The 19,679-nt window shown below is 64.6% G+C and carries 20 protein-coding genes; 12 read left to right on the top strand and 8 right to left on the bottom strand.

What is annotated here, in order from left to right:
• Positions 1-20 precede the first annotated feature (20 nt).
• The 6 genes from sigJ (at position 21) to ACNEOT_RS14320 (ending at position 5,461) form a co-directional block, all read left to right on the top strand.
• Entirely contained in the window at positions 21-878 is an 858-nt protein-coding gene (gene sigJ, locus ACNEOT_RS14345) for an RNA polymerase sigma factor SigJ (protein WP_415974669.1), read from the top strand.
• Positions 832-1,419, top strand: coding sequence for a flavodoxin family protein (locus ACNEOT_RS14340; protein ID WP_415974668.1), 588 nt, complete (start codon positions 832-834; stop codon positions 1,417-1,419). The genes sigJ and ACNEOT_RS14340 overlap by 47 nt, the downstream gene beginning before the upstream one ends.
• Positions 1,416-2,162 carry an SDR family oxidoreductase gene (locus ACNEOT_RS14335; protein WP_415974667.1) on the top strand — a complete coding sequence of 249 codons (747 nt, stop codon included), beginning with the start codon at positions 1,416-1,418 and terminating at the stop codon, positions 2,160-2,162. The genes ACNEOT_RS14340 and ACNEOT_RS14335 overlap by 4 nt, the downstream gene beginning before the upstream one ends.
• A 167-nt stretch (positions 2,163-2,329) precedes the next feature.
• Positions 2,330-3,727: a sugar porter family MFS transporter gene (locus ACNEOT_RS14330; protein WP_415974666.1), complete on the top strand. Its 1,398-nt coding sequence runs from the start codon at positions 2,330-2,332 to the stop codon at positions 3,725-3,727.
• A 1-nt stretch (position 3,728) separates the two neighbouring features.
• Positions 3,729-3,998 (top strand): YciI family protein, encoded by a 270-nt coding sequence (locus ACNEOT_RS14325; protein WP_415974665.1) that lies wholly within the window; start codon positions 3,729-3,731, stop codon positions 3,996-3,998.
• Between the two features lie 203 nt (positions 3,999-4,201).
• Positions 4,202-5,461, top strand: coding sequence for an MFS transporter (locus ACNEOT_RS14320; RefSeq protein WP_415974664.1), 1,260 nt, complete (start codon positions 4,202-4,204; stop codon positions 5,459-5,461).
• Here ACNEOT_RS14320 and dxs read toward each other — a convergent pair.
• Complete coding sequence (gene dxs, locus ACNEOT_RS14315) at positions 5,448-7,328, bottom strand: 1-deoxy-D-xylulose-5-phosphate synthase (RefSeq protein ID WP_415974663.1); 1,881 nt, start codon at positions 7,326-7,328, stop codon at positions 5,448-5,450. The two genes, ACNEOT_RS14320 and dxs, sit on opposite strands and share 14 nt — an antisense overlap.
• Before the next feature lie 179 nt (positions 7,329-7,507).
• Here dxs and glsA point away from each other — a divergent pair, with 179 nt between their 5' ends.
• Positions 7,508-9,334 carry a glutaminase A gene (gene glsA, locus ACNEOT_RS14310; RefSeq protein ID WP_415974662.1) on the top strand — a complete coding sequence of 609 codons (1,827 nt, stop codon included), beginning with the start codon at positions 7,508-7,510 and terminating at the stop codon, positions 9,332-9,334.
• 36 nt (positions 9,335-9,370) lie between these two features.
• On the opposite strand, the gene ACNEOT_RS14305 is transcribed toward glsA, so the two are convergent.
• Positions 9,371-10,126, bottom strand: coding sequence for an anti-sigma factor domain-containing protein (locus ACNEOT_RS14305; protein WP_415974661.1), 756 nt, complete (start codon positions 10,124-10,126; stop codon positions 9,371-9,373).
• Positions 10,123-10,878 (bottom strand): sigma-70 family RNA polymerase sigma factor, encoded by a 756-nt coding sequence (locus tag ACNEOT_RS14300; RefSeq protein ID WP_415974660.1) that lies wholly within the window; start codon positions 10,876-10,878, stop codon positions 10,123-10,125. Before ACNEOT_RS14300 ends, ACNEOT_RS14305 begins: the two co-directional genes overlap by 4 nt.
• A 181-nt stretch (positions 10,879-11,059) precedes the next feature.
• On the opposite strand from ACNEOT_RS14300, the gene ACNEOT_RS14295 reads away from it, so the two are divergent.
• Together ACNEOT_RS14295 and ACNEOT_RS14290 are read left to right on the top strand one after the other, a co-directional pair.
• Complete coding sequence (locus ACNEOT_RS14295) at positions 11,060-12,034, top strand: ATP-binding cassette domain-containing protein (RefSeq protein ID WP_415974659.1); 975 nt, start codon at positions 11,060-11,062, stop codon at positions 12,032-12,034.
• A complete protein-coding gene (locus tag ACNEOT_RS14290) occupies positions 12,031-12,870 on the top strand; it encodes an ABC transporter permease (protein WP_415974658.1) in 840 nt (279 codons plus the stop codon). The genes ACNEOT_RS14295 and ACNEOT_RS14290 overlap by 4 nt, the downstream gene beginning before the upstream one ends.
• Positions 12,871-12,908: 38 nt before the next feature.
• Here the strand turns inward: ACNEOT_RS14290 and ACNEOT_RS14285 are convergent, their stop codons facing one another.
• Entirely contained in the window at positions 12,909-13,430 is a 522-nt protein-coding gene (locus tag ACNEOT_RS14285; protein WP_415974657.1) for a CGNR zinc finger domain-containing protein, read from the bottom strand.
• 25 nt (positions 13,431-13,455) lie between these two features.
• Between ACNEOT_RS14285 and ACNEOT_RS14280 the strand changes: the two genes are divergently transcribed.
• Positions 13,456-13,617 carry a hypothetical protein gene (locus ACNEOT_RS14280; RefSeq protein WP_415974656.1) on the top strand — a complete coding sequence of 54 codons (162 nt, stop codon included), beginning with the start codon at positions 13,456-13,458 and terminating at the stop codon, positions 13,615-13,617.
• Between the two features lie 13 nt (positions 13,618-13,630).
• Here ACNEOT_RS14280 and ACNEOT_RS14275 read toward each other — a convergent pair whose 3' ends face one another.
• Together ACNEOT_RS14275 and ACNEOT_RS14270 are read right to left on the bottom strand one after the other, a co-directional pair.
• Positions 13,631-14,902, bottom strand: a complete 1,272-nt coding sequence (locus ACNEOT_RS14275) for a class I SAM-dependent RNA methyltransferase (RefSeq protein WP_415974655.1) — start codon at positions 14,900-14,902, stop codon at positions 13,631-13,633.
• Positions 14,899-16,896 (bottom strand): APC family permease, encoded by a 1,998-nt coding sequence (locus ACNEOT_RS14270; protein WP_415974654.1) that lies wholly within the window; start codon positions 16,894-16,896, stop codon positions 14,899-14,901. Before ACNEOT_RS14270 ends, ACNEOT_RS14275 begins: the two co-directional genes overlap by 4 nt.
• Positions 16,897-17,072: 176 nt before the next feature.
• Here ACNEOT_RS14270 and ACNEOT_RS14265 point away from each other — a divergent pair, with 176 nt between their 5' ends.
• Positions 17,073-17,738: a potassium channel family protein gene (locus tag ACNEOT_RS14265; protein ID WP_415975179.1), complete on the top strand. Its 666-nt coding sequence runs from the start codon at positions 17,073-17,075 to the stop codon at positions 17,736-17,738.
• A gap of 49 nt (positions 17,739-17,787) precedes the next feature.
• Positions 17,788-18,447: a potassium channel family protein gene (locus tag ACNEOT_RS14260; RefSeq protein WP_415974653.1), complete on the top strand. Its 660-nt coding sequence runs from the start codon at positions 17,788-17,790 to the stop codon at positions 18,445-18,447.
• Here the strand turns inward: ACNEOT_RS14260 and ACNEOT_RS14255 are convergent.
• Together ACNEOT_RS14255 and ACNEOT_RS14250 are read right to left on the bottom strand one after the other, a co-directional pair.
• Positions 18,421-19,074, bottom strand: a complete 654-nt coding sequence (locus ACNEOT_RS14255) for a DUF3159 domain-containing protein (RefSeq protein WP_415975178.1) — start codon at positions 19,072-19,074, stop codon at positions 18,421-18,423. The genes ACNEOT_RS14260 and ACNEOT_RS14255 overlap by 27 nt on opposite strands.
• Before the next feature lie 121 nt (positions 19,075-19,195).
• Positions 19,196-19,573: an OB-fold nucleic acid binding domain-containing protein gene (locus ACNEOT_RS14250; RefSeq protein ID WP_415974652.1), complete on the bottom strand. Its 378-nt coding sequence runs from the start codon at positions 19,571-19,573 to the stop codon at positions 19,196-19,198.
• Positions 19,574-19,679 lie beyond the last annotated feature (106 nt).

Below are 19,679 nucleotides of genomic sequence, written 5' to 3'. Positions count from 1 at the left end.
TCGGGCTAAGGTCTGACGCGATGAACAACGAACGCGGTCGGCTGATCAACGTCGGCTATCGAATGCTGGGTTCCTACAGCGACGCCGAAGACGCAGCATCCGAAGCGCTGGTCCGCTGGTACCGGCTCACCGAGGCCGAACGCAACGCCATCGACGTACCGGCAGCGTGGCTCACCCGCGTCGTGAGCCGCATCTGCCTCGACGTCCTGGCGTCGGCCCGCGTTCGCCGCGAGAAGTACGTCGGTCAGTGGCTTCCCGAACCCATCAGCGGGCTCGGTGCCGACAATGTGACCGCCACGGACCCGGCCGACCGAGTGGCGCAGCAGGAGTCGGTGACCATGGCCCTGCTCGTCGTCCTCGAATCACTCACTCCGGCGCAGCGCGTCGCGTTCGTCCTGCACGACGCATTCGCCGTTCCCTTCGACGAGATCGCGACCGTCCTCGATCGATCTCCGGCTGCGTGCCGTCAACTCGCCTCTGCCGCGCGGACTCAGGTGCACTCACGCCGTTCCAGCGCCGACCCCCGCGAGCACGACCGCGTCGTGCGGGCGTTCGCCGCGGCCTCGGGAGGTGGCGACATCGCCTCGCTGGTCTCCCTACTCGCCCCCGACGTCACCCTGATCAGTGACGGAGGCGGAGTCGTGTCTGCGGCCCGCAATCCCGTCGTCGGCTCCGATCGAGTAGCGCGGTTCATCCGAGGAGTTGCCGAGAAGTCGAGGGCCCTCGAGTGGTCCATCGAATCCGTCAATGGTCTCTCGGGCATCGTGGCCCGGAGCAACCGCGTTGTGGTCGGCGTCATGGGGTTTGCTACTTCGAACGGGTCGGTGTCCGATGTTTGGATCGTGCTCAATCCCGACAAACTCCGGCACTGGAGGTGACGCCATACATTCTCGCGCCCTGCGTCGTCAGAGAAGTATGAAACGACATTCGAGCAGGTTGATCGTCTATGTATCCGGTCCCCACCACAACACTGCCAAAGTTGCCGAAACCATGGGCTCTGTGCTCGACGCGATCGTGACGACGCCGGACCGGATCGATCCCGCACAGATCGCCGATTGCGAGTTCGTGGGCTTCGGGTCGGGAACTTACATGGGTAAACATCACAGGCAGCTTCTGTCGTTCGTGGAGTCGCTGCCTGCAATTTCAGGACAGCGAGCCTTCACATTTGCGACCAGTGGCTTCCCCGAGTCCGGACTACACAGATTTTCGCGTTCTCTCACCCTCCCACTCGAACGCAAAGGATTCGTGGTGAGCAGTTCCTTCTCGTGTCGAGCCCACGATACTTTTCTACCGTTCAAGGTCGTCGGCGGAATCCACAAGTCCCACCCCGACGATGCCGATCTACGAAGCGCTCGGAGATTCGCGGAGACCTTGCTCACCTCTGCCTGCGCTCCGACGCCAGGGAAGGATTCTCGATGAGAACAGCCGTAGCCGGTGGAACCGGAACCGTCGGCGTGCATGTCGTCGAGGTCGCTCGCGAACGCGGCCACGAAGTTGTGGTTCTGTCGCGATCCGCGGGCGTGGATCTGGTCAGCGGATCAGGACTGTCCGACGCGTTGTCCGGCGTCGATGTGGTGGTCGACGTCGCCTCGACTCAGACGGTCTCGGCGAAGGAATCGACGGCGTTCTTCTCCGCCGTCACCCGCAATGTGCTCCGGGCGGAAGTCGAGGCCGGTGTCGGTCATCACCTGGCGTTGTCGATCGTGGGAATCGACACGGCCCCGCACTCCTACTACGCCGGAAAGGTCGAGCAGGAGAACATCATTCGCTCGGGAACCGTGCCGTGGACGATCCTGCGCGCCACTCAGTTCCACGAATTCGCGGCGCAGATTCGCTCCCGGGCCTCGTTCGGACCCCTGTCCGTCATCCCGAAGATGGTCTCGCAACCGATCGCCGCCCGCGAGGTAGCCGAGCGTCTGATCGACTTGGCAGAACGTCCGCCCGCGGGCCGCGTCGCCGATCTCGGAGGACCGCGCCGGGAGCGCATGGCCGAGATGGTGCGGGGCTACGCGCGGGCCATCGGGGCGCGGGGAATTGTGCTCGAAGTACCCATTCCGGGTGCCTACGGCCGCGCGATGCGTGACGGGTCGTTGGTTACCTCGGACGATGCCGATCACGGGACACAGACATTCGAGGACTGGTTGGCCACACGATCGCGATGATGGCCTTCCGTCGAACTCGACGCTGTGGACGATTTTCGGCGGATTTTCGTCCACAACGTCGAGCTCGGCGAAAATGAGGCGATTTCACTGACGAGCCGCCCCTGCGAGGACGATGATGGCGATCGACCACCACGGACGCTGGTTCACCTCGAAAGCTGGGTCACGCGATGACGCAATCCACCGATCGGCACACCGCAAAAGTTATCGGAGTCACGATCGCCGCTGCAGTCGGCGGCTTCTTGTTCGGATTCGATTCGTCCGTCGTCAACGGCGCGGTGGACTCCATTCAGGAGAACTTCGCACTGTCGTCGTTCGTCACCGGCTTTGCGGTGGCCATCGCACTTCTCGGCTGCGCGGTCGGTGCCTGGTTCGCCGGCCGCCTTGCCGACAGCTGGGGCCGAAAGAAGGTGATGCTGCTCGGTTCTGCGCTGTTCACCATTTCGTCCGTGGGGTCCGGTTTCGCTTTCAGCGTTCCGGATCTCATGCTCTGGCGTGTGCTCGGTGGCCTCGGCATCGGCATCGCGTCGGTGATCGCGCCCGCATACATCTCCGAGATCGCCCCCGCCCGCTACCGCGGCGGATTGGCATCGCTGCAACAGCTCGCGATCACCGTCGGAATTTTCGCTGCTCTGCTGTCGGACGCGGTGCTGCAGAACGCCGCAGGCGGACCGTCGAACGACCTGTGGTTCGGACTCGAAGCCTGGCGGTGGATGTTTCTCGTCGGCGTCGCACCGGCTCTCGTCTACGGCTTTCTTGCCACGCTGATTCCGGAATCGCCACGGTATCTGGTCGGGAAACACCTCGACGAAGAAGCGGCTCGCATTCTGGGGGACATCACCGGAGAGGTGAATCCGAACGAGAGGGTCAAGGAGATTCGACTGACCCTGCGCCGAGAAACCAAGTCGTCCTTCGCCGACATCCGTGGACCCAAGTTCGGTCTGCAACCGATCGTCTGGGTCGGAATCACGATGGCAATTCTGCAGCAGTTGGTCGGAATCAACGCGATTTTCTACTACTCGACGACTCTGTGGAAGTCTGTAGGTTTCAGTGAGAACCAATCGTTCGTGACCTCGGTCATCACCTCCGTGATCAACGTGTCGATGACATTTGTCGCCATCTTGTTCGTGGACCGATTCGGCCGCAGGAATCTGCTCATGATCGGCTCGATCGGAATGTTCGTCGGCCTCGTACTCGCTGCGGTCTCGTTCACTCAGGCAGTGGGCAGCGGGGACCAGCTCGAATTGCCGTCGCCGTGGGGCCCGGTCGCGCTCGTCGGTGCGAACCTGTTCGTTGTCTTCTTTGCCGCGACCTGGGGACCGATCATGTGGGTGATGCTCGGCGAGATGTTCCCCAACCGTATGCGAGCCGTCGCTCTCGGTATCAGTACCGCGGCGAACTGGATTGCGAATTTCGCCATCACCCTGGCGTTTCCGCCGTTATCCGATTCCATCGGACTCGGTTTCATCTATTCGTTCTTTGCGTTCTTCGCGATCCTGTCGTTCTTCTTCGTCAAGTACAGGATCAGGGAAACCAAGGGAATGGAGCTCGAGGACATGGAGATCTGACATGCCGATGTTCGTCGTCGAATACGCGTATTCCCCCGAAACATCCTCCGGCCGTGACGATCACCGAACCGATCACCGCGCGTGGCTCCGCGAACTCGAGCGCCGCAAGATCCTTCGATCGTCGAGTCCTCTCGCCGACCACAGCGGCGCGACGATGATCGTCGAGGGTGCCGACAAGGAAAGTGTCGAGCGGATGTTCGCGCACGATCCCTTCGCTCTGGCCCATCTCATCGACCGTGTTCAGGTCGAAGAATGGGTAGCGGAACACTAGCGTCCGCCCGCACACCGTCATCGCCGACAGCCGACTCCACTCTTCTGCCCCGTCTCAGGACTTCGGCACCGGCCAGTTCCGACGCTTCTCACTCGCAAACCGCGCACTCCGTCTGCCCGGTGTGTCCAGGCGAGATCTCACTTGACCGATAGTGCATTGTGAGTCAGGGAAACAATCCGTCGATCTGCCGCCGAAAGCAGGCCATGAATCCACGAAGTGTGTTCGCTGTAGTGACCGTCGTACTGTTCGGTCTCGGTCTTCGCCTGCTGTTCGGCAGTACCTCCGCCCTCACCTCCGACATAGCGGCGTTCTACTCCGCCGACTCCGTATCGATGGCCCTGTTGACGACGGGGCCGGTGATCTGTCTCGGCGTGTGCGCCGCCGCCGCAGGCTATTTCGTGCGCCGCGCACGGGTGGAGAACGTGCTCGTCTGCTGTCTGATCCTCGTCGCCGTCGGAACCGCGGTGCGCGCGGTTCCGTCCTGGCCGATCCTGGTGGCGGGGACCCTTGTCGCCGCTGCTGGTATTGCGGTAGCGAATGTGTTGGGGCCGGTTCTGGTGCGCGTGATCGTGCAGGAGTGGAGCCGGCCGGAACGACCTGAAGATCGGGCTGTTTCGGGCCGGCGGTTGGGGCTGTTGACCGGTGTTTTGACTGCTGTGATCAGTGCCAGTGCCGGTGTCGCGTCGGGGGTTTCGGTTCCGGTGGCGGAGGCACTCGGCGGTGGGTGGCGGTGGGTCCTGGGATTGTGGTCGGTGCCGGTGATGATCGCGGCTCTGTGCATGGCGGTGTTCTCCCGGACGTTCGTCGGATCGAAGTCGCCTGCGGTTCCCGGTGCTGTGGGCGCACAGGGCACTTCGGGCGTACTTCGCTCCCCCGTCGCGTGGGCGGTGACGGCGTTCATGGGGTTGCAGTCGCTGATGGCGTATTCGTTGATCGCGTGGCTGCCGACGATCTATCAGGATCGCGGAGTGGACGCGGCCGCTGCCGGTGTGTTGTTGACGGCTCTGTCGGTGAGCAGCGTCGTGACGGCGCTGACCGTTCCCAATCTGGCGACCAGGCTGCCCGATCAGAGCCTCCTGGCCGCTGCCGTGGTGTTGCCGACATGCGCGGGCCTGGTGGGTGTGTTGTCCTCGGCCGATTCCTGGGCGCTGCTGTGGGCGGTCTTGCTGGGACTCGGGCAGGGTGGACAGCTGTCCCTGGCGATGACGTTGATGAATCTGCGGGCTGCGACCGCACGCGACGCTGCGTCGCTCAGTTCCATGGCGCAGACGGTGGGCTACGTATTGGCTGCCTGCGGCCCGCTGGTGTGCGGGGCGATCCATTCGGCCTCGCAGCGCTGGGAACCGTCGGTGATGTTCCTGCTCGCGGTGACGGCTCCCATGGCCGTTGCCGGCGCGCTGGCCGGACGCCGCGCCGTGTTCGGCGTCGACGTCCGGCGGGATGCGATCCTCAGAGACTCTTGACCCAGTGCGAGACTCGCTGCACCACGTCGTCGCACGTGAGGCCGAGTTCGTGGTGTAGTTGCTCGCGTGACGCGTGGTCCAGAAAACGTTGTGGCACACCGAGATCGCGGCACGGAGTATCGACGCCCGCCCCCCGGAGAGCCGCCGACAGCGTCGAACCGATGCCGCCGTGCAGGCCACTGTCCTCCAGGGTGACCACGAGTCGGTAGTCCTCCGCCAATTTCAGCAGCGCCTGCGGGATCGGCAGCACCCATCTGGGGTCGACCACGGCCACCGAGATGCCGTCCTGCTGCAGTTTTTCCGAGGCGTGCAGTGCAAGCGGACCGAACACACCGACTGCGACGATCAACACATCGCCCGTCGCCTCGGCCGGTTCGGTCAGTACGTCGACAATTCCGTCCAGCCTGCGCACGGCCGGCACGGTCTCGGTGACTGCACCCTTCGGGAAACGCAGCGCGGTCGGTCCGTCGGACGTCGCGATCGCCTCTGCCAACTCCTCCCGCAGGGTTTCGGCATCTCGCGGTGCCGCCACCCTCATGCCGGGGATAATCCCGAGCAGAGACATATCCCACATGCCGTTGTGGCTGGCACCGTCGGCACCGGTGACACCCGCGCGGTCCAGCACCACGGTGACCGGTAGCCCGAGCAGTGCCACGTCCATCAGCAACTGATCGAACGCCCGATTGAGGAAGGTCGAGTAAATCGCGACCACCGGATGCATGCCGCCGAGCGCCAAGCCGGCAGCCGATGTCATCGCATGCTGCTCGGCAATACCGACATCGAACAACCTGTCGGGGAACCGAACCCCGAACGCTGCGAGACCGGTGGGCGCAGCCATCGCTGCGGTGATGGCGACGACGTCCTCGTTCTGTTCGCCCTGTTCGATCAGTGCGGCCGAGAACACGGAGGTCCAGTCGGGGGCGGACTTCGATCGCGCCAGACCCGTCAACGGATCGATGATGCCGGTCGCGTGCATCTGGTCGGCGATGTCGTTCTCGGCGTGGACGTAGCCCATACCCTTGCGGGTCACCGCGTGGACGATGACAGGACCGCCGAACGCCTTGGCCCGGCGCAGGGCAGATTCCATCGCGTGCTGGTCGTGTCCATCCACCGGACCGAGGTATTTGATACCGAGGTCGGTGAACATCACCTGGGGGCTGATCGCGTCCTTCACTCCGGCTTTCATGCCGTGCAGCATCGCGTAGGCGGTGGGGCCGACGATCGGAATGCGGCGCACGATGCGGCGTCCGTTGTCCAGCACCTTTTCGTAGCCGGGCTGAAGTCGAAGCGCGGCAAGGTGGTCGGCCAGGCCGCCGATGGTCGGTGCGTACGAGCGGCCGTTGTCGTTGACGACGATGACCAGTGATCGGTCGCGGCCGGCAGCGATGTTGTTCAATGCCTCCCAGCACATTCCGCCGGTGAGCGCACCGTCACCGACCACGGCAACGACGTGCCGGTCGGTCTCACCCTTGAGGGCGAACGCTTTGGCGAGGCCGTCCGCGTACGAGAGGGACGCCGACGCGTGCGAGGACTCGACCCAGTCGTGCTCGCTCTCCGCCCGTGACGGGTAGCCCGACAAACCGCCCTGCTTGCGGAGCGTGTCGAAGAGATCGGCACGCCCGGTCAACATCTTGTGCACGTAGGCCTGGTGGCCGGTGTCGAATATGACGGGATCGCGCGGCGACTCGAAGATGCGGTGAATCGCCAGCGTCAGTTCCACCACGCCGAGGTTGGGACCGAGGTGCCCGCCCGTGGCAGACACCTTCTCGACGAGAAACGCACGGATCTCGCGGGCCAACTCGGCCAGCTCCGCAGTACCGAGGTCGCGCAAGTCCTCGGGCGTCTGAATTCGCGCTAGGACACCCAACGAGATCGCTCCCTCCGGCCGGAAAACATGATCGAACTTTCAGTCTACGGAGTCACCGCTGCGTGCTGCTCCGCCCAGCACGGTTCCGCTGACAGTACAGCTGGGCATCGAGGTTCCCCGGATCAGCCGCCCCTAATCTCGACGGTGTCGAATCGGACATCACACATACAGTGTGGCCCATGAGCAACGTCGTCGATGCGATCCTGCGCCGAGTCCACGAACTGTGCCGAGACGATACGTCCGGGCAAGTGGCGGACTACATTCCCGAACTCGCCGCTGTCACGCCGGACGGGTTCGGAATCGCGCTGACGACAACCGACGGCTACGTCTACGAGGTCGGGGACACCCGGTTACCCTTCACGATCCAATCGATCTCCAAGCCGTTCACGTATGCCCTGGCGTTGGCCGACCGTGGACTCGATGCCGTCGCACGCAAGATCGATGTGGAGCCGTCCGGCGAACCGTTCAACGAGATCAGCCTCGACCCCGTCACCGAGCGGCCACGCAACCCGATGATCAACGCCGGTGCCATCACGTCGGCGTCGCTGATCGCCGGGCGAAGTGCCGAGGATCGATTCGAGCGCATTCGTGCCTCGTACTCGCGTTATGCGGGTAGGTCTTTGACCTTCAACGACGCCGTCTACCGGTCGGAGGCCCGCACCGGCAATCGCAACCGCGCCATCGGGTACATGCTTCGATCGTTCGACATCATCGAGCACGACCCCGATGCTGCCGTCGATCTGTACTTTCGCCAGTGCTCGATCGACGTCACCGCAGAGGACCTTGCGATGATGGCGGCCACCATGGCCAACAACGGCGTCAACCCGCGCACCCGAGAACGGGCACTGGCACCGGATCTGGTCGAACGAGTGCTGTCGGTCATGACGACGTGTGGAATGTACGACGGCGCGGGCGACTGGGTCGCGCGGGTGGGCATGCCGGCCAAGAGTGGGGTCGGAGGCGGGATTCTCGCGGTACTCCCGGGTCAGATGGGGATTGCCGTCTACTCACCACGGCTCGATTCGCACGGGAACAGCGTGCGCGGAGTCGCCGCCTGCCGAGAACTCTCGAGCCGCCTCGAACTGCACTTCCTGCACGTCACTCGCGCGGCCAAGTCCTCGATTCGGCGTCGATACGTTCTCACCGAGGCACCGTCGCGCAAACGGCGATCCGACGTCGAACAGGCCACCTTGGCCGCCGTCGGAGATCGCGCCCGCGTGTACGAATTGCATGGAGACCTGCTGTTCTCCGGTGCCGAGACCGCCGTCCGCGAGATCGGCGACCTGGACCGGGAACTGGATGCCCTCGTCATCGACATGCGGGGAGTCGACGAGGTCAGTGACATCGCTCGGACCATGTTCGAGGATCTACGCCGGGATCTGGCGGAACACGGCTGTGTGGTGGGCCTGGTGGATCCGAGAGCGATCATGGGTCACACCACGTCGAGCCTCGACCCGGCCGATCCGGCGGGTCGGGTCTATTCGAGCCTGGGTTCGGCCATCCAGTGGGCCGAGAACCTGCTTCTCGATCGGCATTGTGCGGGTGTGCGACAGCCGAGCGTCGTCGCACCCGCCGAGCATCCGTTGCTCTCCGGGCTGTCTGCTGCCCAATTCGAGGCGGTGACTCCGTATCTGGAGAAGCGGCACTACGCGCGCGGTGACGTCATCGTGCGCCACGGCGACTCGGCGGCAGGCCTGTTTCTGATGCTGCGCGGGGAAGTGACATCCACGGCCGTGTCCGCCGACGGTGGCAGCCACCGCATCACGACACTGTCGCCCGGCATGAGTTTCGGTGAGATGCCGCTGCTGATGTCGGTGCCGTTTCTGCTCGACATGGTGGCCGACACCCCGGTCGATCTCATGGTCGTGTCCACGGCGCACTTCGAGGCGCTCACGCGCGACGCGCCGGAGATCAAGCTGGCCCTGTTGGAAAATCTCGCGACCGGAGCGTACGGCCAGATGGCAGCGGTGATCCGAACGCTCGGGCGGTTCGACATCGGCATCTGACGCCGACGGTCGAACCGCCCGGGTTGTGTACTCCGGTCAGGCGTTCAGAGTCACCATCGTGAGAACCTCGGTGGGCTGCGGCGATCCACCGGCGGGCTCGAGCGAGACCGCGAAGTTCGTCGCAGCTCCGAGACCGTCCACCACTGTTCCGGACTTCGACGTGACCTGCTCTTCGGTCATCACACCGGCCGATCGAGGAGAGCCGTCGACGAACCACATCTGATAGACGCGGCCGGGCGGCGGCTGCGAAACCCCGTCGAGGGCGACCACGGCCGCGTTCTGGGACAGCGAGTACGACACCGTCGCCGAACCACCACCGGGGAACTCCGCCGTCGCCTGCCGGGCATCGGAAGCAGCGACGATCTGCTCAGCCTGCGAAGGCTGCGGATCGGTGCCCATCGTCTGCGTCACGATCACGACGCCTCCGACGGCGACGACCACTGCCGCAGCAGCCGACATCATCGAGTATCGCCACGTCTTCGACCGTTCACGCCGATGCCCGTGCAAGGACGTGACATTGGGCGGAAGTTCCCGAACCGTCGGTTCCTGGTTGCTGGAGGCGACCTGATCGAGAATCACCTGCCGCATGCGATCGGGAGCCGGTGTGGCGTCGACCGCAGCGGCCAATGCCAGCGTCTCCTGGATCTCACCCACGAGCATGTCGAACCGATCACGCGAGGCGTCGTCGACGCGCAGCCGCTCGGCTTCGATGTTGCGCCGCTCGGAGTCCGTCGTCGCGTGGAGGGCGTAGATCTCCGCGTCGTCGAGCAGTCGTTGCCGTGGTTCGCTCATTGCGGGATCACCCCCAGACATGTCTTCAATTTGATCAATCCGTCTCGTATGCGCGACTTGATGGTGGGAACTGCGACCCCGAGCCGCTCCGCAACTTCGCGATAGGTGTAACCGCTGTAATAAGCCATTCGTACCGACTCGCTCTGCGTATCGGTCAAGGTTTCGAGACAGGCGACCACTGCCTCCGATTCGAGCCTCTGCGTCACCGTCTCGAGCACCTCGTCGTGCTCGGGTGTGTGACTCACCGCTCCGTAAGCGGCTTCACGGTCGGTACCCGACTGTTCACTTCGAACCCGATCGACAGCGCGGCGGTGGGCAAGCGTCATGATCCAGGCAAGCGGGCTGCCCTGATTCGGATCGTAATTCGGTGCTGCACGCCAGATCTGGAGGAACACTTCCTGCGCGGTTTCCTCGCTGTACCCCGGATCGCGAAGCACCCGCAACACCATGCCGTAGACCCGAGAGGAGGTCGCGTCGTACAGCTCGGCGAACGCAGCCCGATCGCCCTGCGCAACCGACGCCATCAATCGACGGAGTCGATCCGCTTCTTCGGCCCGCAGGTTCTTGAGCTGCGGACTGGGAACAGCACACACCGCATCCTCGGCCGCATAGCTCTCTGCGGCGTCGGACGTCGTCCGGTCCCGGCCGGAATCCGACGATTCGGACGCGTCGAACAACGGCGTGCTCATCGGAAGGTCGTCCCAACAGACGTGTTCATGATCGAGTTCATCGATCACGACACTAGTGGTCATATCGCTCTCATATCGAAACCTCCGCCTTTTCCCGCCGCAGTACATATTCGGAACAAACCGACCCGAGGATGGTTCGCGACGGAAAATCGTTTGCGCGGAAGTGGACTGAGTTTCATCCTTGATGGAGAATCGGACAATCGTGGGTAATCGGGCGAGTGGCCCGCTGGAGGAATCGAGAGACATGTCGGCCATCGAGACACACGCTCTCGTCAAGCGTTTCGGGACGAACACCGCGGTCGACGGAGTCGATCTGTCCATACCGTCCGGCGGGGTCTACGGAGTACTCGGGCCGAACGGCGCAGGTAAGACGACGACCATCCGGATGCTTGCCACCTTGCTCCCGATCGACGGTGGCAGCGCTCGCGTACTGGGTCACGACGTGGCGACCGAACCCGAGGCCGTCCGGCAGAAGGTCGCTCTGACAGGGCAATTCGCCTCACTGGACGAGGACCTCACCGGCACCGAAAATCTGGTGCTCCTCGCTCGACTGCTCGGCTACTCGCGGCCCGCAGCCCGGTCGCGAGCCGAGCAGTTGCTGACCGCGTTCGACATCGCGGACGCAGGCCCTCGACAGGTCAAGACCTATTCCGGCGGCATGCGCAGGCGCATCGACATCGCCGCGAGCATCATCGTCACTCCCGAACTCATCTTTCTCGACGAACCCACCACCGGACTCGATCCCCGCAGCCGCAACCACGTGTGGGAGATCGTTCGCGCATTGGTGGCCGGCGGGACGACGGTGTTGCTGACCACTCAGTACCTCGACGAGGCCGATCAGTTGGCCGGGCGTGTCGCGGTCATCGACCGCGGCAAGGTCATCGCCGAAGGTACGACGAGCGAGCTGAAGGCATCGGTGGGATCGAATTCCCTGCACCTACGCGTTCTCGATTCCGCCCAGCGGACCGCCGCCGCGCAGATCCTGCGAGATCTACTCGGTGGCAACATCACCGAGGATCCGGACCCGTCCACTGTCACCGCTCGCTTGGACAACACGGCACAGGCCGCGCCCGTACTGCCCGCCCTCGAAACGGCGGGCATTGCCATCGCATCCTTCACTCTCGGCCAACCCAGCCTGGACGAGGTGTTCCTCGCTCTCACCGGGCACGATGCCGGCTCCACAACCGAGATCGAATCCGACCGAGAGGTTGCGTCATGACTGCCGAAACCCAGCAGTCGACGCCGAAAGCGTCGACCATCATCGATGTGCTCGCTGCCGCCGGGCCTCGTCCACCGCGTCCGTCGTCGTTGTCGACGTCGCTGAGCTTCGGCTGGCGAGCGCTGCTCAAGATCAAGCACGTGCCCGAGCAACTGTTCGATGTGACGGCCTTCCCCATCATGTTCACCTTGCTGTTCACGTACCTGTTCGGCGGCGCGCTGGCCGGGTCGACCCAGGCGTACATCCAGTTCCTGCTCCCGGGGATCCTCGTGCAGACCGTGGTGATGATCACGATGTACACCGGGGTGACCATGAACAAGGACATCGAGAAAGGAGTGTTCGACCGTTTCCGTTCGCTGCCCATCTGGCGGCCTTCACCGCTGGTCGGCGCGCTGCTCGGAGATGTCGTTCGCTATACGTTGGCCTCGGCGATCGTGCTGATCCTCGGATTGATCCTCGGTTTCCGACCGCAGGGCGGTCTCCTCGGCGTCGTGGCCTCGATTGCACTGCTGCTGGTGTTCTCGTTCTGCCTGTCCTGGATCTGGACGATGATCGCCATGATCGTGCGCACCGAGGCCGCCGTGATGGGCGTCTCGATGTTCATCCTGTTTCCGCTGACCTTCGCGAGCAACATCTTCGTCGACCCCAACACGATGCCCGGATGGCTCCGCGCGTTCGTCGACGTCAACCCGGTCAGCTTTCTGGTCACGTCTCTGCGTGGCCTGATGCAAGGCGATGTAGACACCGGCCAATTGGGCGTGACGCTTGTGCTCTGCGCCGTCATGCTGGCGGTGTTCGGACCGATCACGATGCGCCTGTACAACCGAAAGTCCTAGCTTTCCGGTCGGCGGAGGTGGTGCGAGGGCCGATCCGATCAGGACGCTGCACGCGCTCGATGCCGGCGCACCGCGTCGCGATTGGAGCACACCGTTCCGCAGTACCGCTGCCTGCCGGTTCTCGAGGTGTCCGCGAACGCGAGCGTGCAATCTGCGGCGGCGCACCGATCGAGGCGAGACATGCCGCGGCCGGTCAGGTGCAGTGCGGTGCCGACACTCACCAGTGCCCTGATGACGCCGCCGAGTTCGATGTTGGGATCGCGGTAGTGCATGTGCCAGCCGTCGTCGGCGTGGTTGGTCAACCGCGGGTACGCCGACGCCTGTGCCAGAAGTGCGTTGAGCGCGTCGGCCCGCTCGTTCTCGGAGCGCGCGTCCACCACACGCGCCCAGTCTCGCAGGAATTCGAGGGTGTCGACCAGGTCTGCATCGGTTGCGGTCCAGTCCGGCACGAGGCCTGCGTCGATGCAGCGATCGCCGAGTTCGGTCGCGGAGGTGGGTGGCGAATTGAGCAGATCGATGCCGAGCTTGACCGCGTACTCGCCGTAAGGGTTGATGTGCACAAGACCATTACATCACGATGGACGCATGAGCACCGAACACACCGCACACACCTGGACCACTCACTCCACCCACGACACGAGCGAGGGGCTCGTCGGATACCAAGGCTGCCGATGCGGCGCCCAGCGCATCGTGACCGTTCCCGCACACAGCTTCGCCCCGGTGGCCGAAGTAGCGCACCGCCCGTGACCCGCAGCGGCCGTCACCGACGTACGAAACGGCCGATGCACTCGACGTGGCTGGTCAACGGGAACGCGTCGAAGGCGCGCATGTCGACCAACTCGTATCCCGCAGCGCGGTACAGGCCGACATCTCGTGCGAACGACGCCGGATCACAACCGATATGCACCACCGAACGCGGCGATCCGACGGCGAGTGCGTCGATCACGTCCCGCCCGGCTCCCGCACGAGGTGGATCGAGCACCGCTACCGAGATCGGCTCGCTCAACGCATCGATCGTCCGCTCCACCCGACCCGGAACGAACGAGACCTGCGGCAGATCCTGCAGCGCCGAGCGGCCGTCCTCGGCAGCGCGGCGGGAGAATTCCACACTGGTGACGCGGCCGCTCGGACCCACCCGATCGGCCAGCGCGGCCGCGAACACACCGACACCGCCGTACAGGTCCCAGGCACCGTCACCCGCGGCCGCGTCCGCCCAGTCCCCCACCACATCGGTGTACACCTGCGCCGCACCGCGGTGGGCCTGCCAGAAACCGGTGGCGTCGAGGGTCCATTCCCGGTTCGAGACGTACTCCCTCACGCGTCCCGATCCGATCACGGCCTTCTCCGGCCTGGACCGAGACGACGCTGCCCGACGCGCCGACGCCCCGCGACGACCCGGTGATCGACGTCCGGTGGGTGAGAGCTGCGCCGGGGCGACTTCCACCACATGTCGCTCGCCTGCCCCGTCGAGCACCACCTGCAATTCGGCACCCGGCCGCCATTGCTGATCCGACAGACCACCGAATGCTGCAGAATCCATTTGCGGACAGGACAATTCGTTGACGATGGAGCTACTGCGGTAGCGGTGAAAGCCGGGCCGCCCACCGGAATCGACGGCCAGTCGCACTCGGGTTCGCCACCCGGTACCGTCGCCGGTCCCCGGTAGTTCCTCCACCTGCACCTCACGCTCGATGCCCGCGACGCGACGTAGCTGTTCGGCCACGACGAAGGACTTCAGTCGCCGTCCTGCATCGGCAGTGGCGTGTGAGTAGTCGCAACAGCCCGAGCCGCCGGGACCGGAGATCGGGCACCGCGCGTCCACCCGATCCGGAGACGCCGTCAGGATCTCGACGGCATCGGCGCGGCAGAACGATCCGCCTCGGTCCTCGGTCACCTTGGCTACGACCCGTTCACCGGGCAGTCCGTGACGGACGAACATCACCCGCCCGTCGTGGCGGGCCACGCAGAATCCGCCGTGACCGGGTGCGCCGAGTTCGACCTCGAGCAGTAGCCCGAACCAGCTCTCGCTCACTTGCCCGCCGGGGGCTCGTAGCCGCGCCGCGACGCACCCGGTGCGTTGCCGAGGACCTCGCGTCTGGCCTTCTCCGACGATCGCAGCTGCCACGGCACACTGGTGACCATCACACCCGGCTGGAACAGCAGTCGGGACTTCAGTCGCAGCGCGCTCTGATTGTGCAGAACCTGCTCCCACCAGTGCCCCACCACGTATTCCGGAATGAAGACCGTGACGACGTCACGCGGTGAATCGCGACGGACCCGCTTGACGTAGTCCAGGACCGGTTTGGTGACCTCTCGGTAGGGCGACTCGACGACCTTGAGCGGTACCGAGACGTCACTGGCCTCCCACTGGCGAACCAGCGCTCGGGTGTCGGCCTCGTCGACGTTGACGGTCACCGCCTCGAGGGTGTCGGGCCTGGTCGCCCTGGCGTAGGCCAGCGCGCGCAGGGTCGGCATGTGGAGCTTGGACACCAGCACGATCGAATGCGTGCGGCTGGGCAGCACGCCGTCCCATTCCTCGTTCTCGAGCTCGCGCGCCACGGTGTCGTAGTGCTTTCTGATCATCCGCATCAGGACGAAGATCGCCACCATCGCGACGATTGCGATCCAGGCACCGGCGGCGAACTTGGTGACCAGCACGATCACCAGCACCGTTCCCGTCATGCCGAGCCCGACGCCGTTGACCACTCGCGAGCGATGCATCCGACGGCGCTGTTCGGGGTCGGTCTCCGCCGACAGCAGCCGCGTCCAGTGCCGAACCATGCCGGTCTGGCTGAGGGTGAACGAGACGAACACTCCGACGATGTAGAGCTGGATGAGTTTGGTGACCTCTGCACCGAAGACCACGACGAACGCGATCGCGGCACCGGACAGGAAGAGAATTCCGTTGCTGAATGCGAGTCGGTCACCCCGGGTGTGCAGTTGCCGAGGCAAGTAGCGATCCTGGGCCAGCACCGACCCGAGTACCGGGAAGCCGTTGAACGCGGTGTTGGCCGCGAGCACGAGGATCAGGGCAGTCACGGTGGTGATGAAGAAGAATCCGGCGGGGAAGCCACTGAAGACGGCTTCGGCCAGCTGCGCGATCAGGGTCTTCTGCTGGTAGCCCTCCGGAGCCCCGATCAATTGGGTGTCCGGGTCGAGGGCGTACTTGATGCCGATCTTCTGCGCGAGCACGATGATGCCCATCAGGAGCGTGATGCCGATGACACCGAGCAGCAACAGCGTCGTCGCGGCATTGCGAGACTTCGGCTTCTCGAAGGCGGGTACGCCGTTGCTGATCGCCTCGACTCCGGTCAGCGCGGCACATCCGGACGAGAACGCCCGCGCGACGAGGAATGCGAACGCGATCCCGTACAGGTGCGAATCCTCTGCCTTCAGATCGAAGTTCGCCGACTCGGCATGGATATCGTCGCCGAGCACGTAGACCCTCAGCAGGCCCCACGCCAACATCAAGACCATTCCGCCCATGAACGCATACGTCGGGATCGCGAATGCAGTCCCGGATTCACGGATTCCCCGAAGGTTGATCGACGTGATGAAGACGATGGCCACGACGGCGAACAGAACCTTGTGTGTCGCCACGAAGGGCACGGCAGATCCGATGTTCGACGCGGCCGCCGAGATCGAGACCGCGACGGTCAGTACGTAGTCGACGAGCAACGCGCTGCCGACGGTCAAACCGGCCGCCGGGCCGAGGTTGGTGGTCGCCACCTCGTAGTCGCCGCCACCGGAGGGGTAGGCGTGCACGTTCTGCCGGTAGCTGGCCACCACCACGGCCATCACCACGCACACGGCAAGACCGATCCACGGGGTGAACGCGAGAGCGGAGATACCCGCCACCGAGAGCACCAGGAAGATCTCTTCGGGTGCATACGCCACCGAGGACATGGCGTCCGAAGCGAACACCGGCAACGCGATTCGCTTGGGAAGCAACGTATGACCGAGCTTGTCGCTGCGGAACGGCTTACCGAGCACTAGCCGCTTGGCGGCAGTCGAGACCTTGGACACGCTGAGAAGCGTAGGCCGTCCGATTGCGGACGTCTCAACCACGCGTCGTAAAACCGCGTCGGAGTGCACCCTCGGTCGATCCGGCGACGGATCCCCGATACGTTGGTGCACGCATGCCCATCGTGGCAGTGTCGGTCGGCAGTGGTCGGCAATCGAGATCGGGACGGAGCTGGGCGTTGTACGTAGTTGTGATGGGGTGTGGCCGCGTCGGCGCATCGCTGGCCGGGGCGTTGGAGCGCATCGGCCACGAAGTAGCGATCATCGACCGCGACGAAACAGCATTTCTGCGTCTCGATCCCGACTTCGGCGGACACCGCGTCGTCGGCATGGGGTTCGACCGAGATGTGTTGGTGAGCGCGGGAATCGAGAAGGCCGAGGCTTTCGCCGCCGTGTCCTCCGGCGACAACTCGAACATCATCTCCGCACGCGTCGCACGCGAGACGTTCGGCGTCGACAAAGTGGTCGCGAGGATCTACGACGCCAAGCGCGCCGCGGTGTACGAGCGCCTCGGCATCCCGACGGTGGCCACTGTGCCGTGGGCCACCGATCGCTTCCTGCACAACCTGCTGCGCGACGACCCCACCACCAAGTGGCGCGATCCGTCCGGCAGCGTGGCCGTCGTTCTTCTCGACTTCCACGACGCCTGGATCGGCAAGAAGCTCTCGGTACTCGAAGATGCCACCAATTCGCGGGCAGCGTTCGTCATCCGTTTCGGCAGCGGATTGCTGCCGGACAAGCGCACCGTGATCCAAGCCGGCGACGAGGTGTACGTCGCGGCCGTCTCGGGGACAGTTGCCGAAGCCATCGCGCTCGCAGGCAATCCTCCGCCCTCGGACGACTGATGCCCGGCCGTACGTTGTTCTCCTCCCCCATCGACCCGAACGGGAAGCCATGAAAGTCGCCATCGCCGGTGCCGGCGCAGTCGGCAGATCCATTGCACGCGAGTTGATCCGCAGCGAGCATCAGGTGATGCTCCTCGAACGCAAACTCGACCACGTCGACCAGGCGGCGGTACCCGAGGCCGAGTGGGTGCTCGCCGACGCCTGTGAGCTGAGCTTGCTCGAGGCGGCCCATCTGGAGAACTACGACGTGGTGATCGCCGCCACCGGCGACGACAAGGCGAACCTGGTGCTCAGCCTGTTGGCCAAGACCGAGTTCGGGGTCAATCGTGTGGTGGCTCGGGTCAACGATCCACGCAACGAGTGGCTCTTCGACGCCGCGTGGGGCGTCGACGTCGCCGTGTCGACTCCACGCATGCTTGCCTCACTGGTCGAGGAAGCCGTCTCCGTCGGCGACCTCGTGCACCTGATGACGTTTCGCAAGGGCCAGGCCAACCTGGTCGAGATCACTCTGCCCGAGAACACTCCCCTGGCGGGAAAGCCGGTTCGGAAACTCCAATTGCCCAGGGACGCAGCGCTGGTGACAATTCTGCGCGGCGGCCGCGTGATCGTTCCGCAGCACGACGATCCTCTCGAGGGCGGCGACGAACTGCTGTTCGTCGCAGCCAAAGAGGTAGAGGACGAGCTACGCTCCGCGGTCGGCCTGACCTGAGGGCAGCTCTTCGACGTCCCGGTCGCCGCTCGATGCCACGTCGAGCGCGCGATCGGCCGACCGGACCGCCCAGAGCGTGACCAGCAGCGCCACTCCCGTCAGCGGCCAGCCCATCCCGATACGCGCAACGGCGAGCCAGCCCGTCTGATCGGTGTCGTAGAGCTGAGACTGAACAATGTATCGGGCTCCGAACACCGACGCCCAGGCGATCGTGGCCACGTCGTAGTACCGCACGGCCGATCGGTCGCGACGCCACGAGCTTCCCTTGCCGTTGAGATATCCCCAGATGACACCGACCAACGGCCAACGCGCGAGCACCGACAACACGAATGCAGCGCCGTATACCAACGAGGTGTAGATGCCGAACAGGAAGTAGCCCTTGGCATCTCCCGTGCGGTACGCGATGAACGCGCAGATGCCGACCCCGAAGAATCCCGAGATGGCCGGCTGAATCGGACTACGGCGGACCAACCGCCACACCAACACTGCCGCAGCGACGCCCAGTGCCGACCACAGAGCGATCGCGAGGTTGGCGTAGCTGTTCACCGGAACGAACACCACGACAGGCAAGGTCGAGTAGACGAGGCCACTCAACCCGCCGAGCTGTTCGAGGACGGTGGGAGCCACCTTCTCGGCGCCGTCCGTATTCGACGCGTCGGGCGTGGGTTCCGGCGCGCTCGGCGTTGTCGGGGGCGGCACGGCATCGTCGCTGTTGGTCACGACAACGAGAGTGCCATACCGGCGACGATCAGCTGTCGTCGCGCAGTTCGTAGTACGGGTTGTACACGATCTTGCGTCCGTCGCGCTCACCGACGCGGCCACGAACGAGCACCGTCTTACCCGTCTCGATTCCGGCGATCTTGCGGCGTCCGATCCAGACGAGCGTCACCGTGTCCGTGCCGTCGAAGAACTCGGCCTCGATGTTGGCATTGGCTGCCTTGGAACACGCCTCGACGCTGCGCAACCGACCCAGCATCGTGACTTCCTCGCCACGCGTGCAATCGCACGCGCGTCGGGCCCCGGACGCTTCGGAGGTTTCGGCCATCTCCTCGGCGTCGAGTTGATCGATGTCCTCTGTCAACTTTCGCGTCAAACGGCGAAAGTATCCTGCGGCAGCGGGTGCCATTCTGTGCTCCAGCGGTGTGGGTCGTTCCCTCGTCAGGGTGGGTACTTCGCCACTGTAGACCCGAAGTGTCACGCTGACCAACCACTGCTGTGCCTGCAGTCGGCGG

Source organism: Rhodococcus sp. 077-4 (genome assembly GCF_047782425.1).
Lineage (GTDB): Bacteria > Actinomycetota > Actinomycetes > Mycobacteriales > Mycobacteriaceae > Rhodococcoides.
The sequence above is the reverse complement of the archived record's forward strand: the minus strand, read 5'-3'. Positions and strand labels throughout refer to the sequence as shown.

Bases quoted from the DNA above. Each gene is read 5' to 3' on its own strand.
- ACNEOT_RS14295 (WP_415974659.1), top strand. From the start codon at position 11,060: ATGTCGGCCATCGAGACACACGCTCTCGTCAAGCGTTTCGGGACGAAC.
- glsA (WP_415974662.1), top strand. From the start codon at position 7,508: ATGAGCAACGTCGTCGATGCGATCCTGCGCCGAGTCCACGAACTGTGC.
- ACNEOT_RS14325 (WP_415974665.1), top strand. From the start codon at position 3,729: ATGCCGATGTTCGTCGTCGAATACGCGTATTCCCCCGAAACATCCTCC.
- ACNEOT_RS14300 (WP_415974660.1), bottom strand. From the start codon at position 10,878: ATGACCACTAGTGTCGTGATCGATGAACTCGATCATGAACACGTCTGT.
- ACNEOT_RS14280 (WP_415974656.1), top strand. From the start codon at position 13,456: ATGAGCACCGAACACACCGCACACACCTGGACCACTCACTCCACCCAC.
- ACNEOT_RS14305 (WP_415974661.1), bottom strand. From the start codon at position 10,126: ATGAGCGAACCACGGCAACGACTGCTCGACGACGCGGAGATCTACGCC.
- ACNEOT_RS14335 (WP_415974667.1), top strand. From the start codon at position 1,416: ATGAGAACAGCCGTAGCCGGTGGAACCGGAACCGTCGGCGTGCATGTC.
- ACNEOT_RS14260 (WP_415974653.1), top strand. From the start codon at position 17,788: ATGAAAGTCGCCATCGCCGGTGCCGGCGCAGTCGGCAGATCCATTGCA.
- ACNEOT_RS14250 (WP_415974652.1), bottom strand. From the start codon at position 19,573: ATGGCACCCGCTGCCGCAGGATACTTTCGCCGTTTGACGCGAAAGTTG.
- sigJ (WP_415974669.1), top strand. From the start codon at position 21: ATGAACAACGAACGCGGTCGGCTGATCAACGTCGGCTATCGAATGCTG.
- ACNEOT_RS14340 (WP_415974668.1), top strand. From the start codon at position 832: ATGTTTGGATCGTGCTCAATCCCGACAAACTCCGGCACTGGAGGTGAC.
- ACNEOT_RS14330 (WP_415974666.1), top strand. From the start codon at position 2,330: ATGACGCAATCCACCGATCGGCACACCGCAAAAGTTATCGGAGTCACG.
- ACNEOT_RS14320 (WP_415974664.1), top strand. From the start codon at position 4,202: ATGAATCCACGAAGTGTGTTCGCTGTAGTGACCGTCGTACTGTTCGGT.
- ACNEOT_RS14290 (WP_415974658.1), top strand. From the start codon at position 12,031: ATGACTGCCGAAACCCAGCAGTCGACGCCGAAAGCGTCGACCATCATC.